Source organism: Brevundimonas sp. (assembly GCF_030704825.1).
Classification (GTDB): Bacteria; Pseudomonadota; Alphaproteobacteria; order Caulobacterales; family Caulobacteraceae; genus Brevundimonas.
The window spans coordinates 126,064-140,909 of sequence record NZ_JAUYNX010000021.1 but is presented as its reverse complement, the minus strand read 5'-3'; the positions used below and the strand labels follow the sequence as shown (position 1 = coordinate 140,909).

Below are 14,846 nucleotides of genomic sequence, written 5' to 3'. Positions count from 1 at the left end.
GGGCTGTCCCGTTAAATCCTTGTCAGGGTCAGTCCAGGGTCTCCACGGTCAGATTCCCGTTGGTGTAGACGCAGATGTCCGCCGCGATGGCCATGGCCCGGCGGGCGATCGCCTCGGCGTCCATCTCCGTGTGGTCCAGCAGGGCGCGGGCTGCCGACAGGGCGAAATTGCCGCCCGATCCGACCGCGGCCACGCCGTGTTCCGGCTCCAGCACGTCGCCGACGCCGGTGACGGTGAAGATCGAACTCTTGTCCGCGACCAGCAGCATGGCCTCGAGCCGGCGCAGGTAGCGGTCGGTGCGCCAGTCCTTGGCCAGGTCGACGCAGGCCCGCGCCAGCTGGTCCGGATACTGCTCCAGCTTGGCCTCGAGCCGCTCGATCAGGGTGAAGGCGTCGGCCGTGGCGCCGGCGAAGCCCGCCAGCACCTTGCCGCCGGCGAGGGTCCGCACCTTGCGCGCCGCGCCCTTGACGATGGTCGGTCCCATCGAGACCTGGCCGTCGCCGGCGATGACCGTGCGGCCGTTCTTGCGCACCGCCAGGATGGTGGTGCCGTGCCAGTCGGGGAAGTTGGGGTTCGCGTTCATCATCCATTTCAGATGGCGACCGAAATGCGGCCCGGCAAGCGGAATCGAAGCGAATTCAACGGTGACGCTCGGCCACATTATGGCCGATGTAACCCGTTACATTGACAAACTTAACCCCACAAATCGCCATATAAGGGAAGCGTCGTGCTTCATCGCGTGATCTATGCCAGCGAAGCGGTTGGAGCGACCGGCGCTTCGACCCTGTCGATCGCCCAGATTCTCGGCGTCTCCGAACGCAACAATCGCCGCGACCATGTCACCGGCTGCCTGATGTTCCATGAGGGACATATCCTCCAGGCGCTGGAAGGGGCCCGCGGCGATCTCGACCGGCTGATGCGCCGGATTCTGACCGATCCCCGTCACACGGGCGTACGGATCCTCTCGGACATGCCGGTCGCGGCGCGCCTTCTGCCCGAGCCGATGGGCATCTGCGGCGATCCCGCCGCCCTGCTGGAGCGCATCGGCCTGCCCTGCATCTCCCGCCTCACGGCCGCCGAGGCCGAGGCCCTGCTGTCCATCCGCAAGGCGGCCTGACCGCGCCGGCGTGGACCTGAAGGCCGGCGCGGCCTAACGGGGGACGGTGATCTTCTCCGACGACGAAATCGAACGCTACGCCCGCCATCTGGTGCTCGCCGAACTGGGCGGGCCGGGACAGCAGCGGCTGAGGGCCGCGCGCGTGGGCCTGATCGGCCTGGGCGGGGTCGGTTCGCCGGCGGCCCTCTATCTGGCCGCGGCCGGGGTCGGAACCCTGCGCCTGATCGACGACGACACGGTCGCCCTGTCCAACCTGCAGCGCCAGATCGGCTTCGCGACGTCCGACATCGGCCGCGCCAAGGTCGAGGCCGGGGCGGAGGCCCTGACCGCGCTCAACCCCCACGTCCGGATCGAACCGGTCGCCGAACGCCTGACCCCGGACAGCGCCGCGCGCCTGATCGCGGGCTGCGACGTGGTCGTCGACGGGACCGACGATTTCGGAACCCGCTTCGCCGTCAACGCCGCCTGCGTGGCGGCGCGCATCCCGCTCGTATCGGGCGCCCTGGGCCGCTGGAGCGGTCAGCTGGGCGTCTTCGCCGGACGGCCCTGCTACCGCTGCCTCGTGCCCGCCGCCCCGCCCGAGGCCGAAACCTGCGCCCGGGTCGGCGTGGTCGGCGCCCTGGCCGGCGTGGTCGGGTCGATGGCCGCGCTCGAGACGATCAAGCTGATCGCCGGCGCGGGCACGCCCCTGACGGGCCGCCTGCTGCTCTACGACGGCCTGGCCGGAACCGCGCGAACGGTCGCCGTCGTTCCCGACCCGGAATGTCCGGTGTGCGGGCCGGGCGGACCCTAGGCGAAGGCGCGGCGCAGCAGGGCGACGTAGCGCTGCAACAGCGCCTGTTCGACCTCGTCCTCCCAGTCGGCGTGGCCGCTGTTGGGGATCTCGGCGTAGTCCACGTTCACCTGGCCGGCGGCCTGCAGGGCGTCCTTCATCCGTCGGGACTGGAACACCGGCACGACCGGGTCGTCGACCCCGTGCACCAGCATCACCGGGCAACGGACCGCCTCGGCCCGCTGACGCGGGGAGGCGGCGTCCAGCGCGTCGTGGTTCGCACCCGGATCGCCGATCCGCTTGACCCAGTAGTTGTAGATCTCGTTGCGGGGCGTGGGATCGTCCCGCCGCGCGAAGGACAGCATCTCCGGCAGGTCGTAGACGCCGCAAACGCCTATCGCCGCCTTGTACAGGTCCGGCCGCCGCACCGCGCCCATCAGGGCGGCGTAGCCGCCGTAGCTGATGCCCATGATGCCGACCCGGTCGCCGTCCAGCCCGCGCTCGCGCACCACCTGGGCCACCGTGTCCTCGACGTCCTCCTGCATCCGCTCGCCCCAGCGGCCCCAGCCCTCGCCGGCGAACGCCCGGCCGTAGCCGCCCGAACCGCGGAAATTCGGCTGCACGACCCACCAGCCCTGGGCCGCCAGCACCTGGACGGTCCGGTCCCATCCGAACACGTCCCGCACCTCGGGGCCCCCATGCGGCATGACCACCAGCGGGCCCGGGGCCCCGCCGGGGGGCGCGGTCAGATAGGCGCGGATGGTCGCGCCGTCCCGGGTCGTCACGTCCACCGCCTCGGTCCGGGCCAGCCGCTCCGCCGACAGGGCCGTGCGCGGGGCCAGGTTGACGAAGCTGCGCGCCCCGCGGTCGTAGAGGTACCAGGCCCCCGGCTCCTGGGGGCCGCTGACGTAGGCGATGAACCGGTTGCGGGCCCGGTCGACGTCGTCCAGCCGAACATTGCAGCTGTCATCGAAGAACCGGTTCATGGCCCGGTGGTGCGGCGCCAGGCCGGCCTCGGCGAAATCGTACTCCAGCCGGTCGTTCCAGTAGGCCGCGCCCAGGTAGACGCCCCGGTCGTCGGTCAGCCCGCCGGCCACATCGGCCCCCTCGCGGCTGGTCATGGGCGATCCGTATTCGCGGGTTCGCAGATTGAGCTCGCGGACCGACTGGACGTCCTCGCCGTCCAGCCGCGCCGAAACCAGGATGACGTCGTCGCGGTCGGTCATGGACACGAAGGCGAACTCCGGCGCCTCGAAGATCGGCACCCGCCGCACCAGGGTCCACTGCCGCTCTCCCACGGCGCGGGCCATGATCTCGAAGGTGTTGCCGGCGTCGTTGATGTCGTAGCGCAGCACCGGCACGCCGTTGCGGGTCTTCCACCCCACGGTGTCGAAGTCGCCGCGCTCGAATTCCTCGGCCCGGCCGGTCAGGACGTTGACCTTGTACAGGGCGGCGATCCCCCGGGCCGCGGTCGGAGCGATCATCAGCACATGTTCGGGATCGTCGTGCAGCAGGTCGGCCGTGACGCCGAGATTGTGGGTCGTGCGCATCCGGCGCTGGTCGCCGCCGAACAGGACCACGGCTCCCCCGGTGTCGGGATCGATCGAGATGACCCGCCGCGAGACGATTTCATCCCCGCCGGATGCGATCAGGGACCGGGCGGAACTGCGGTCCAGCGAACTGCGGGTCTTCACCGCCACCCAGACCAGAAGCCGGTCGTCGCTGGCCCACTCCATCGCTTCGCAATCGACGTCGCCGATCGGCGCCCGCAGCGGCGGACGCGTGAGGTCGGCGGCGTCGAGGGTGTCCAGGACCGCGCGGCGCTGTCCGCCGGTCCAGGTCTCGCGGATTATCGCGATGCGTTCGCCGGAGGGGGACAGGGCGACGGAGCGCACGCCGTCCCGGGCGAAGAAATCCTCCAGGGCGTAGGGCGTCGCCTGGCGCGCCGCCGCCGGTCCCGCCGCCGCCGCCAGGCCCAGGCCGCCCGCTCCGGCCAGAAGCCCCCGGCGCGAGAACGCCAGCCGCGTCGCCGCGGTGATTCCGATGGTCATGATTACGCCCCCTGCCCGGCCGCCTACCAACCCAAGGTTTCGGGCCGCGTCAAGTCGCGGAGCGGTTACAGCATCGCCGGGATCACCCGATCGGGCGGCCGGTGGCCGTTGGCGAAGGTCTGGATGTTGGCGATGACGCGGTCGCCCATGTCCTGACGGGCCTCGATCGTCGCCGACCCGAGGTGGGGCAGAAGCACGACATTGGCCTGGCCCAGCAGGCCCGGGTGGACGGCCGGCTCGTGCTCATAGACGTCCAGTCCGACTCCGGCGATGGCGCGCCGGGCCACGGCGTCGGCCAGGGCCGCCTCGTCGATCAGCTCGCCGCGCGCGGTGTTGATCAGCAGGGCGTGGGGCTGCAGCCGGGCCAGCCGCTCCGCGGACAGCAGGTGGTGGGTTTCCCGCGTCGCCGGGCAGTTCAGCGAGATCATGTCCATCCGCGCCAGCATCTGGTCCAGGTCGTCCCACCAGGTCGCCCCCAGTTCCTCGGCGATCATGTCCGGGACCGGCTTGCGGTTGTGGTAGTGGACCTGCATGCCGAAGGCCCTGGCCCGCCGCGCCAGCGCCTGGCCGATCCGGCCCATGCCCACGATGCCCAGACGCTTCCCCCACAGCTTGCGCCCCATCATCCAGGTCGGGTTCCAGCCCTCGAACCGGCCCTCCGCGACGACCTGCGCGCCCTCCACGATGCGGCGGCTGACGGCGAGGATCAGGCCCATGGCCAGGTCGGCGGTGTCCTCGGTCAGGACGCCCGGCGTATTGGTGACGATCAGGCCCCGGCCCACGGCGGCGTCGACGTCGATGTGGTCCACGCCGGCGCCGAAATTGGCGATCATCCTCAGCTGGTCGCCGGCCGCGGCGATCAGCGCGGCGTCGATGGCGTCGGTGATGGTCGGGACCAGGACGTCGGCGCGGCGCACCGCCGCTTCCAGCGCCGCCCGGTCCATGGGCGTGTCGGTCAGGTTCAGCTCGGCGTCGAACAGTTCGCGCATGCGCGTCTCGACCGCGTCCGGCAGACGTCTGGTTAACACGACCTTAAGTCTGGGCGCGGACATTGGGAGCCTTCGGTTACACGGACGCAGACGGTGTCTAGCAAAGCTCGCTCCCGCCTCCAAAGGCTCGCTGTCGTCGCCGGCGTGCTCGGCGCCGCCGTCCTGGCCGGCGCCGGCCAGACCATGCCGGACGGCCGCCCGACGCCGAGCGGCCAGCCCGTGCCGCGCTGGCTGTCGCTGAAGTCCGACGAGGTGCGGGCGCGCTCCGGCCCCGGTCTCGACTACCGCATCCTGTGGGAATACCGCGCCTCGGGCCTGCCGGTGCAGGTGATCGCCGAGACCGCCGAGTGGCGCAAGATCTGCGATCCCGAGGGGGCCGTGGCCTGGGTCCACCGCAGCGTGGTCTCCAGCCGCCGCAGCGTCTTCAACGCCTCGGACGCCGAGATCCCGATCCGCGCCGGCCGCTCGGTAACCGCGCCCCTGCGGGCCCGGCTGGCGCCGCGTTCCCTGGCCTCGCTGGACGAATGCGAGGAAGGCTGGTGCGAGGTCCGCGCCCGTCGTCTGCGCGGCTTCGTGCGCCAGGCCGACGTCTTCGGCGCCCAGGACCGCCTTCTGTGCAACGCCGCCCGGCCCGCGGGCCCGGGACGCCGGGCCGCGCCCTGACCGCGCCGCCGCTAAAATGTTGAGCCGCCGGTTCCGGTCGTGTAACCCCACGGCAACACCCGGCCTCATGCCGCGCATGCGCGTCAGGCCCTCACAATGCGAGACCGCTGTTGAGCCAGTCGAAAAATCCCTCGTCGTTCGACTATGAGGCCCTGCTGGCCTCGGGCCGGGGCGAACTGTTCGGACCCGGCAACGCCCAGCTGCCGGCCCCGCCGATGCTGATGTTCGACCGGATCACGCAGATCAACGACGACGGCGGCGCCCACGGCAAGGGCTATGTCGAGGCCGAGCTGGATATCCATCCCGACCTCTGGTTCTTCCAGTGCCATTTCATCGGCGATCCGGTCATGCCGGGCTGTCTGGGCCTGGACGCGATGTGGCAGCTGGTCGGCTTCTATCTCGCCTGGATCGGCGGGCCGGGAAAGGGTCGCGCGCTCGGCGTCGGCGAGGTCAAATTCACCGGCCAGGTCCAGCCCGACGTCAAGAAGGTGGTCTACAAGATCGACCTGAAGCGGGTGATCAACCGACGCCTGGTCATGGGCATCGCCGATGGCGTGCTCGAGGCGGACGGCCAGGTCATCTACACCTGCCAGGACATGCGCGTGGGCCTGTTCGGCGGTTCGACTGAACCCGTCGGCGGCTGATCCGCTTTCACCGATAGACCGCGGACAACGCGGCGACTGAAGACTGACAAGGGAAACCATCATGCGGCGTGTCGTCGTCACCGGTCTGGGTATCGTCTCCTCCATCGGCACGGGTCAGGACGAGGTCGCGGCCTCGCTGCGCGAAGCCCGTTCGGGCGTGGTCGCCGCCCCGGACCACATCAAATACGGCTTCCGCTCCCAGGTCTGGGCCCCGCCGGCCCTGGGCGTCGCGGCCGAGGACTGGGCCCCGCTGGTCGACCGCCGCGCCGCCCGCTTCCTCGCCAACGGCACGGCCTGGGGCCACATCGCCTTCGAGGAGGCGCTGAAGGATTCCGGCATGACGGCCGAGGAGATCCAGTCCGACCGCATCGGCCTGATCGTCGGCGAGGGCGGCCCCTCGACCCAGATCATCCTCCAGGCCGCCGCCACCACCATCGAAAAGAATTCGCCCAAGCGGATCGGGCCGTTCGCCGTGCCCAAGGCCATGGCCTCGGGCCCCTCGGCCGTCCTGGCCACCTGGTTCCAGCTCAAGGGGATCAACTATTCGATCAGCTCGGCGTGCGCGACCAGCGCCCACTGCATCGGCGCGGGCGCCGAACAGATCGCCTGGGGCAAGCAGGACGTGGTCTTCGCCGGCGGCTGCGAGGACATCGACTGGTCCATGTCCAACATGTTCGACGCCATGGGCGCCATGTCGTCCAACTTCAACGAAACGCCGTCGAAGGCCTCGCGCGCCTATGACGTGACCCGCGACGGCTTCGTCATCGCCGGCGGCGCCGGCATCGTGGTGCTGGAAGAATATGAGCGGGCCGTGGCCCGCGGCGCGACCATCTATGCCGAGGTCACCGGCTACGGCGCCAATTCCGACGGCTACGACATGGTCGCCCCCTCGGGCGAGGGCGCCGAGCGCTGTATGAAGATCGCGCTGGAAATGGCCGGCAATCCGAAGATCGACTACCTCAACCCGCACGGCACCTCGACCCCGGTCGGCGACTCCAAGGAGATGGGGGCGGTGCGCAACGTCTTCGGCGACCAGATGCCGATGATCTCCTCGACCAAGTCCCTGACGGGCCATTCGCTCGGCGCCGCCGGGGCGCAGGAAGCCATCTACTGCCTGCTGATGATGAAGCACGGCTTCGCCGCCGAGAGCGCCCACATCGAAAACCTCGACCCCGAGTTCGAGGGCATGCCGATCCTGCGCAAGCGCCACGACGGCGAGCTCAAGCACGTCATGTCGAACAGCTTCGGCTTCGGCGGGACCAACGGCACGTTGATCCTCAGCAAGGTCTGACCGGCGCTACCAGCCGCTCTCGGCGCCCGCGCTGGTAATGCAGCCGGCCGCCGCCGCGCGGGTCTCCATCCGCTTCGGAGATGCGGCGTCGAGGCCCGCGTTCAGGTCGAAGCGAATAGCCTGCCGATCGGGCGAGGTCGGTCGTGCGCCTGTCCCCACGCAGATCCAGCTTGCGTGGTCCGCCTCGCCGCCGGCGAGGACGACGATCGTCGCGCCGGTCGCCCCTTGTTCGGCCAACTGGCGGCTGGCGCAGGTGCGGGTGTCCTGGGCCGAGATGGTGCAGTGCTCGAACTCGGCAAGGTCCAGCCCGGTCGGCAGAATTTCGAACCAGCCGCCGGACGGCCCGCCCGCCGACAGGCTCTGCAGCATGGCGTCGTGTTGGGTCCGCGCCGTGGCGTCGAGATGCGGGGAAGAGGCCAGCAGCACCCTGACCCGCAACGGCGGCGGACCGGCCTGGGCCATGGCTCCCGGGGCCGCAAAACCGCACACGATCAGGGCGGACAGGAGAACCCAAATACGCATCCGAAGACTCCGCTGGACGTTCCGTGCATCCTGACCGGGTTTTCCGGCTATGAAACCCCCTCAAACATGACGCGCGGGAGTCCGGCCTGACCCTCGACCCCTACATCCTGTTCCTGCTCGGCCTCGGCGCCGTGATCCTGCTGGTGTCCTGGGCGCCGGTGGGGCTGAAGCCGCTGCCGCTGACCCTGGCCATCCTGTGCGTGGCGCTCGGAGTGGTGATCTTCAGCACCGGCCTGCTGTCGTTCGACCCCGATCCGAGGACGTGGGACACGGCCACGGAACGTCTCACCGAACTGGTGGTGATCATCGCCTTGATGGGCGCGGGGCTGAAACTGGACCGGCCGGTGGGCTGGCGGCGCTGGGCCTCGACCTGGCGGCTGCTGGCCGTGGCCATGCCCCTGACCATCGTCGCCGTGGCCTGGCTGGGCGTGGCCGGGCTGGGCTTCAGCCTGGCCATGGCCCTGTTGCTGGGGGCCGCCATGGCTCCGACCGACCCCGTGCTGGCCGCCGACGTCCAGGTCGGGCCGCCCCTCTCGGGGGACGAGGACGAGGTGCGCTTCGGCCTGACCTCGGAGGCCGGGCTCAACGACGCCCTGGCCTTCCCCTTCGTGCACCTGGCCATTCTGGCGGCCGCCGGCGGCCTGGCCTCCACGGGAGGGCTGACGGACTGGCTGGCGGTCGACGTGGGCTGGAGGCTGGCGACCGGCGTGGGCGTCGGCGTGCTGTGCGGCCTCGGCTTCGCCCGGCTGATCTTCCGCGAGGGCGGGACGCGGTTCGGCGACGGCCTGGTCGCCCTGGCCGCCACCCTGATGGCCTATGCGGCCGCCGAACTGGTCCACGGCTACGGCTTCCTGGCCGTCTTCGTCTGCGCCCTGACCATCCGCGCCGGCGAGCGCGATCACCAGTTCCATCAGGAGATGCACGATTTCTCGGACCAGATCGAACGGCTGCTGATGATGCTGCTGCTGGTCCTGTTCGGCGGCGCCCTGGCCAACGGCCTGCTGGCCTCCCTGACCTGGATCGACGCCCTCGTCGGCCTGGCGGTGGTCTTCGTGATCCGGCCCGTCGCGGGGATGATCGCCATGATCGGCTCGGGCCAGCCGATGCGCGAGCGGCTGCTGCTGTCCTTTCTCGGCATCCGCGGCGTGGGCTCGGTCTACTATGTCGCCTGGGGGCTGAACCACGGCGATTTCGGCGACAGCGAGCGGCTGTGGGCCGTCGTCGGCTTCATCGTCCTGGTCTCGATCCTCGTGCACGGGATCACGGCGGCGCCCCTGCTGCGCCGGCTGGCCCGGCGTCGCGAGGCAGGCGCCGACTGACGCTTCCCCCCGAAAGCGGTCGCTGCTAACCCTCCGCCCACGGCCTCGGGCCAACCAGACCGGCCTCAAGTCGCGAGCAACCGCGTTGCGAGCATAGGCCACCAAGAAGGAGACGGACCATGGCGAGCGAGAGCGGCTGGAACATGCCCAAGGGCGACCTGATGAAGGGCAAGAAGGGCCTGATCATGGGGGTGGCCAACTCCAACTCCATCGCCTGGGGCATCGCCTCCCAGCTGGCGGCCCAGGGCGCCGAACTGGCCTTCACCTACCTCGGCGAGGGGCTGGAGCGCCGCGTGCGCCCGCTGGCCGAGAGCGTCGGCGCCAAACTGCTGATCCAGGCCGACGTCACCGACGACGCCTCGATGGACCAGGCCTTCGCCGAGCTGGAAAAGGCCTTCGGGACCATCGACTTCGTCGTCCATTCGGTGGCCTTCGCCAACAAGGACGAGCTCAAGGGCAGTTTCGTCGACAACACCAGCCGCGACAGCTTCCTGCTGGCCATGAACATCTCGGCCTTCAGCTTCGTCGACGTGGCCAAACGCGCATCGAAGCTGATGCCCAATGGCGGCTCGCTGGTGACCATGACCTATCTCGGCTCCGAGCGGGCCATTCCCAACTACAACACCATGGGCGTGGCCAAGGCGGCGCTGGAGGCGGCGACCCGCTACATCGCTCGCGACCTGGGGCCGAAGGGCATCCGCTGCAACGCCATCTCCGCCGGCGCCATGCGCACCCTGTCGCTGGCCGGCATCTCGGGCGGTCGGGGCATGATCAGCCAGGGCCGGGCCATGTCGGCGATGAAGGAGGACACCTCCATGGAGGGCGTCGCCGGCGCCGCCCTGTGGCTGTGCTCCGACCTCGGCTTCTCGACCACGGGCGAGGTCATCCACGTCGACGCCGGCTTCCACATGATGGGCATGGCGGCGGACGAGGAGGCCGCCGGCTAGGTCTCTTCCGCGTCCGGGCCGCGGTACGCGGCCTCGATATTGTTGCCGTCCGGATCCAGCACGAAGGCGCCGTAGTAGCCCACGGCCCCCTCTCGCGGGCCCGGCCCTCCGTTGTCCCGTCCGCCGGCCTTCAGCGCCGCGTCATAAAACGCCTGCACCATCGCCTTGCTGTCGGCCCGGAAGGCGACGTGCATCTGGTTGATCCCCGGCCGCGAGCCCTCGACCCAGTAGGAGGGGATCAGCGTCCCGATCCACAGATAGGGGATCGGCTCCTCCCGGCTCTTGCCGAACAGGAAGGCGTCCGGGCCGTTGTCGGCGGTCTGCAGGCCCAGGGCCTCCGCGATGGCGTCGTAGAACCGCCGCGCGGCCTTCAGGTCGGTGACGACGATCCCTGTGTGGTCGAGCATGACCCCCGAACGCGCCCCCGGACGCGACGTTCCTTCCTCTCGTGATGACCGGACCGGCGCTTTCGGCGCGGATGACGGTTCAGGGACTGCGGTTCATGCGGTCGGGACGGATGGCGGTCCTTGCCGGTTCAGCGCCACGCCTTCTCGACCAGCTGGTATCCGAACCGGTCGCGGACGCGTTCGGCGAAGAACTGACCCTTGGAAAAGGCTGACCTCCAGTCCGCGGGCAGGTCGGGCGGGACATCAAAATAGTCGTAGACGTCCCCGCTCGTGAAGGTCACCCGTAGGCGGCGGCGCGGTTCGTCATAGCTGAAGCGGCGGATGACGGTGGACGGCATGGCGGGGAAACGTGCGAACCCGCCCACGGCTCCGATCACGCGGCTGTGTCGGCGACGCGCATTTGCCCCGTTGACCGTCGGGGACGCTGTGAGACCTTGGCGGTTCCCCCGAGAGGAGAGTCCGACGTGGCCCACAAGTTCGAAATCTGGAAGGACAAGGCGGGCGAGTTCCGGGTCCGCTTCAAATACAACGCCGAAACCATCTTCTCGACCGAGGGCTATTCGTCGAAGGCCTCGGCCCTGAACGCCATCGACTCGATCAAGAAGAACGGCCCCGACGCGCCGACCGAGGACAACAGCTAGGCGGTGGGGCGCGGCGGGCGTTCCGGCTGCGCCCCTCGTCTCAGTCGCGCAGGGAAGCCGGCACCAGGCCGCCGTTCTCGGCCATCTTGCGCCAGACGGCCTTCGACAGGGCGATGTTCTGCTCGGCGCTGCCGTGCGGACCGGCGTTGACGCCCAGTTCCCCGGCCAGCTCCTTGCGCGCCTCGAGGCTCGAATCGAGCCCCAGCAGCTTGAGCAGGTCGACGATGGAGGTGCGCCAGTTGCCGGCGGCGCCGCCCTTCATGTCGGCCATCGACTGAAGGACGGCCTCGACGTCGACCGGCGCGACGGCGGTCGGGGCGGCGGTCCCGGGCGCCGGCGCCGAAGTGGGGACGACCTCGTCGCGGCGACCCCGGATCCGGTCCCAGATCGAACTGAAGATACTCATGCGCTGCGCCTTCCTTTGAAAGAGACGGCGTAACGCCCCGGGGACGCCCCCGGTTCAGTCCGGTTCGCGCTCGCCGATCTCGACCGGCCTGACGGCCAGCAGCCAGCCATCGGCGATGTGCAGCGCGGGCACGGCCTCCCGGGTGAAGGGCAGGTACCAGGTCGGGCCGCCGGTCGCCGGGGCGATCTCCAGCATGTCGCCGGCGCCGAAATTCTGCACCGACCTCACCGGGCCCAGAACCGCGCCGTCCGGGTCACGCGCCTCCAGCCCCACGAGGTCGGCCAGGTAGAATTCGTCCTCGTCCGGCTCCGGCAGGCGGTCGCGATGGATGTAGAGCTTCAGGCCGCGCAGGGCGTCGGCCTGTTCCTTGGTGGCGATCTCCTTCGCCCGCCCCACGACCGCCGACTTCTCCGGCCGGGCCGAGGTCAGGGTCAGGCCGGGAGAGCCGTCGGCGCGCAGCAGGACGCCATAGGACAGCAGGGCCATTGGGTCGGCGGTCCAGGCCGTGACCCGCACCTCGCCCCTGACCCCGAACCCCCCGGCGACCTGGCCGACGAGGATGAGTTTGCTGTCGGTCGTCATGGCCGCCTCGCTGTTGATCCGTCCCGATAACAGAAAAGCAGCGCCCGGGCGTCCGGACGCTGCTTTCCGATCGTCTGCGTCCCGCTTGAGCGGAACCCGGAAGCCTTAGGCCTCGGTCTTCTCTTCCTCGGTCGCTTCAGCGGCCGGAGCCTCTTCCGCGGCGGCTTCGGCCGGGGCTTCCCCGGTCACGGCTTCCGCTTCAGCGGCCGGAGCTTCTTCAGCGGCGGCCTCGGCCGGGGCTTCCTCGGCGACGGCTTCGGGCTCGGGCGCCGGAGCGTTCTTGGCGGCCTCGGCCGCGGCCTTGGCCTCTTCCTTGGCCCGGACAGCGGCTTCAGCAGCTTCCACCTTGGCGGCAGCTTCTGCTTCCGCACGGTCGGCTTCGCGCTGGGCGCGCTCGGCGGCGCGTTCCTGGGCCTTCTTGCCCGGCTCGGCCTTCTTCGGATTGTTCGACTGGGTCCACTTGACCTTGCCGGCCAGGGCCTCGTCCTGGCTCAGGAAGCGGGCGACGCGGTCGGTGGGCTGGGCGCCCTTGCCGAGCCATTCCGCGATCCGGTCGGCCTTCAGGGTGACGCGCTTCTGCTCGCCGTCGCGCGGCAGCATCGGGTTGTAGGTGCCGACGCGCTCGATGAATTTGCCGTCGCGCGGCGAGTGGCTGTCGGCGACGACGATGTAGTAGTAGGGGCGCTTCTTGGCGCCGCCGCGGGCCAGACGAATCTTCAGCATTTTCAGTCTCTTTCGTTAAGTCGGATTATTTCTTGGGAGGGAAGCCCGGCAGGCCGGGGAGGCCTCCCGGAAGTTGTCCGCCACCCAGGGCCGCCATGCGGTCCTGGAGGGCTTTCAATTCGTCGGCCGAGGGCTCCGGCATCTTGCCGCCGCCCATCGCCTTGAGGCGGGCCATGTCCGGGCCGCCCATTCCGCCGCCGCCGAGGCCGCCCATCATGGCGGCCATCTGCTTCAGGCCCTTGCCGCCGCCGCGCGACATGGACTTGACCATGTCGGCCATCTGGCGGTGCTGTTTGAGCAGGCGGTTGATGTCCTGGACCTCGACCCCGGCGCCGGCGGCGACGCGCTTCTTGCGGCTGGCGTTGAGCAGGTCGGGCTTCTTGCGCTCGGCTTTCGTCATCGAGGAGATGATGGCTTCCTGGCGCGCGATCATGCGGTCGTCGACGCCGCTCTCGGCCATCTGGGCCTTCATCTTGGCGACGCCGGGCAGCATGCCCATGATGCCCTGAAGACCGCCCATCCGCTTCATCTGCTGCAGCTGGCTTGCGAGGTCGTTCAGATCGAACTGCCCCTTGGCCAGTTTGCGGGCCATGGCCTCGGCCTTGGACTGGTCCAGCTCCTGGCTGGCCTTCTCGACCAGGGCGACGATGTCCCCCTGACCGAGGATGCGGCCGGCGACGCGGCGGGCGTCGAACACTTCCAGCGCATCGACCTTCTCGCCCGCGCCGATGTATTTGATCGGCAGGCCGGTGACGGCGCGCATCGACAGCATGGCCCCGCCGCGCCCGTCGCCGTCGGCGCGGGTCAGGACCAGGCCGGTCAGAGGCAGGCGTTCGTGGAAGGCCTTGGCGGTGCGCACCGCGTCCTGGCCGGTCAGGCTGTCGGCGACCAGCAGGGTCTCGACCGGCTTCGAGACGGCGGCGACGTCCGCCACCTCGGCCATCAGGGCCTCGTCCAGGGTGATCCGGCCGGCGGTGTCGAGGATCAGGACGTCGAAGCCCTGCAGTTTCGCGGACTGCAGCGCGCGCTTGGTGATCTGGATCGGCGACTCGCCGGCCACGATCGGCAGGGTCGTGACCTCGATCTGCTCGCCCAGCTTGGCCAGCTGCTCCATGGCCGCCGGACGACGCGTGTCCAGCGAGGCCATCATGACCTTCTTGCGGTCGAACCTGGTCAGCCGCAGCGCCAGCTTGGCCGAGGTCGTGGTCTTGCCCGAGCCCTGCAGGCCGGCCATCAGGATGACAGCGGGCGGCGTGGCGTTCAGATTGATCGGGGTCGGCTCGTCCCCGCCCAGCATCTCGACCAGTCCGTCATAGACGATCTTGACCACCTGATCCGCCGGCTTGACCGAACGGATGACGTCTTCGCCGGTGGCGCGCTCGGTGGCGAAGGCGATGAAGTCCTTGACGACGGGCAGGGCGACGTCGGCTTCCAGCAGCGCCACGCGAACTTCGCGCATCGCCTCGGAGACGTCCTTTTCGGACAGGGCTCCGCGCCCGGTGATCCGGTCGAAGACGCCTGTCAGCCGCTCGTTCAGAGCCTCGAACATACAAACCTCGTCAGCCCATTTTCGCTTCAGGTCACGACGACCTGAATCCAGAAAATGGGCCACCAACATCCGACGGGTGAAACGGCTCCATACGACAACGGCCCCCGGCGACGATCACGTCGGCGGAGGGTTCTCGCCTGCCTCGTCCGGTTGAAACCGGGGTCGTGCAGGTGGAGACGCGAGGTTCACTTGCGTCGGAAGCGGCGGCTTATGCGGGAAAGGA

At 69.7% G+C, this 14,846-nt stretch carries 18 protein-coding genes; 8 read left to right on the top strand and 10 right to left on the bottom strand.

What is annotated here, in order from left to right; genetic code table 11:
• Nucleotides 1-28: 28 nt before the first annotated feature.
• Nucleotides 29-586: an ATP-dependent protease subunit HslV gene (gene hslV, locus Q8Q71_RS11560; protein WP_305759742.1), complete on the bottom strand. Its 558-nt coding sequence runs from the start codon at nt 584-586 to the stop codon at nt 29-31.
• 141 nt (nt 587-727) lie between these two features.
• On the opposite strand from hslV, the gene Q8Q71_RS11555 reads away from it, so the two are divergent.
• Together Q8Q71_RS11555 and Q8Q71_RS11550 are read left to right on the top strand one after the other, a co-directional pair.
• Nucleotides 728-1,117 carry a BLUF domain-containing protein gene (locus Q8Q71_RS11555; protein WP_305759741.1) on the top strand — a complete coding sequence of 130 codons (390 nt, stop codon included), beginning with the start codon at nt 728-730 and terminating at the stop codon, nt 1,115-1,117.
• A 46-nt stretch (nt 1,118-1,163) separates the two neighbouring features.
• Complete coding sequence (locus tag Q8Q71_RS11550; RefSeq protein ID WP_305759740.1) at nt 1,164-1,910, top strand: molybdopterin-synthase adenylyltransferase MoeB; 747 nt, start codon at nt 1,164-1,166, stop codon at nt 1,908-1,910.
• Here Q8Q71_RS11550 and Q8Q71_RS11545 read toward each other — a convergent pair.
• Nucleotides 1,907-3,940 carry a S9 family peptidase gene (locus tag Q8Q71_RS11545; protein ID WP_305759739.1) on the bottom strand — a complete coding sequence of 678 codons (2,034 nt, stop codon included), beginning with the start codon at nt 3,938-3,940 and terminating at the stop codon, nt 1,907-1,909. The two genes, Q8Q71_RS11550 and Q8Q71_RS11545, sit on opposite strands and share 4 nt — an antisense overlap.
• Nucleotides 3,941-4,005: 65 nt before the next feature.
• Entirely contained in the window at nt 4,006-4,992 is a 987-nt protein-coding gene (locus Q8Q71_RS11540; protein ID WP_305759738.1) for a D-glycerate dehydrogenase, read from the bottom strand.
• An 81-nt stretch (nt 4,993-5,073) separates the two neighbouring features.
• Between Q8Q71_RS11540 and Q8Q71_RS11535 the strand changes: the two genes are divergently transcribed.
• The 3 genes from Q8Q71_RS11535 to fabB all read left to right on the top strand — a co-directional run bounded on the left by Q8Q71_RS11535 (nt 5,074) and on the right by fabB (nt 7,527).
• Entirely contained in the window at nt 5,074-5,592 is a 519-nt protein-coding gene (locus Q8Q71_RS11535) for an SH3 domain-containing protein (protein ID WP_305759737.1), read from the top strand.
• A gap of 110 nt (nt 5,593-5,702) precedes the next feature.
• Nucleotides 5,703-6,236 carry a 3-hydroxyacyl-[acyl-carrier-protein] dehydratase FabA gene (gene fabA / locus Q8Q71_RS11530; protein ID WP_305759736.1) on the top strand — a complete coding sequence of 178 codons (534 nt, stop codon included), beginning with the start codon at nt 5,703-5,705 and terminating at the stop codon, nt 6,234-6,236.
• A gap of 61 nt (nt 6,237-6,297) precedes the next feature.
• Complete coding sequence (gene fabB, locus Q8Q71_RS11525) at nt 6,298-7,527, top strand: beta-ketoacyl-ACP synthase I (RefSeq protein ID WP_305759735.1); 1,230 nt, start codon at nt 6,298-6,300, stop codon at nt 7,525-7,527.
• A gap of 6 nt (nt 7,528-7,533) precedes the next feature.
• On the opposite strand, the gene Q8Q71_RS11520 is transcribed toward fabB, so the two are convergent.
• Nucleotides 7,534-8,049, bottom strand: coding sequence for a hypothetical protein (locus Q8Q71_RS11520; protein ID WP_305759734.1), 516 nt, complete (start codon nt 8,047-8,049; stop codon nt 7,534-7,536).
• A 131-nt stretch (nt 8,050-8,180) separates the two neighbouring features.
• On the opposite strand from Q8Q71_RS11520, the gene Q8Q71_RS11515 reads away from it, so the two are divergent.
• Nucleotides 8,181-9,368, top strand: coding sequence for a sodium:proton antiporter (locus tag Q8Q71_RS11515; RefSeq protein WP_305759733.1), 1,188 nt, complete (start codon nt 8,181-8,183; stop codon nt 9,366-9,368).
• Nucleotides 9,369-9,511: 143 nt separating this feature from the next.
• A complete protein-coding gene (locus tag Q8Q71_RS11510; RefSeq protein ID WP_305759821.1) occupies nt 9,512-10,315 on the top strand; it encodes an enoyl-ACP reductase in 804 nt (267 codons plus the stop codon).
• Here Q8Q71_RS11510 and Q8Q71_RS11505 read toward each other — a convergent pair.
• On the bottom strand, nt 10,312-10,722 hold the full coding sequence (locus tag Q8Q71_RS11505) for a VOC family protein (protein ID WP_305759732.1): 411 nt from the start codon (nt 10,720-10,722) through the stop codon (nt 10,312-10,314). The genes Q8Q71_RS11510 and Q8Q71_RS11505 overlap by 4 nt on opposite strands.
• A gap of 128 nt (nt 10,723-10,850) precedes the next feature.
• Entirely contained in the window at nt 10,851-11,060 is a 210-nt protein-coding gene (locus Q8Q71_RS11500; protein WP_305759731.1) for a KTSC domain-containing protein, read from the bottom strand.
• 126 nt (nt 11,061-11,186) lie between these two features.
• Here Q8Q71_RS11500 and Q8Q71_RS11495 point away from each other — a divergent pair, with 126 nt between their 5' ends.
• Nucleotides 11,187-11,363, top strand: coding sequence for a YegP family protein (locus tag Q8Q71_RS11495; RefSeq protein WP_305759730.1), 177 nt, complete (start codon nt 11,187-11,189; stop codon nt 11,361-11,363).
• Nucleotides 11,364-11,403: 40 nt separating this feature from the next.
• Here the strand turns inward: Q8Q71_RS11495 and Q8Q71_RS11490 are convergent, their stop codons facing one another.
• From Q8Q71_RS11490 to ffh, 4 genes are all read right to left on the bottom strand, one after another.
• A complete protein-coding gene (locus Q8Q71_RS11490; RefSeq protein ID WP_305759729.1) occupies nt 11,404-11,769 on the bottom strand; it encodes a DUF3597 domain-containing protein in 366 nt (121 codons plus the stop codon).
• Nucleotides 11,770-11,823: 54 nt separating this feature from the next.
• Nucleotides 11,824-12,351, bottom strand: coding sequence for a ribosome maturation factor RimM (rimM, locus tag Q8Q71_RS11485; RefSeq protein ID WP_305759728.1), 528 nt, complete (start codon nt 12,349-12,351; stop codon nt 11,824-11,826).
• A gap of 105 nt (nt 12,352-12,456) precedes the next feature.
• A complete protein-coding gene (gene rpsP, locus Q8Q71_RS11480) occupies nt 12,457-13,074 on the bottom strand; it encodes a 30S ribosomal protein S16 (RefSeq protein ID WP_305759727.1) in 618 nt (205 codons plus the stop codon).
• 25 nt (nt 13,075-13,099) lie between these two features.
• Entirely contained in the window at nt 13,100-14,623 is a 1,524-nt protein-coding gene (gene ffh / locus Q8Q71_RS11475; RefSeq protein ID WP_305759726.1) for a signal recognition particle protein, read from the bottom strand.
• Nucleotides 14,624-14,846: the final 223 nt, after the last annotated feature.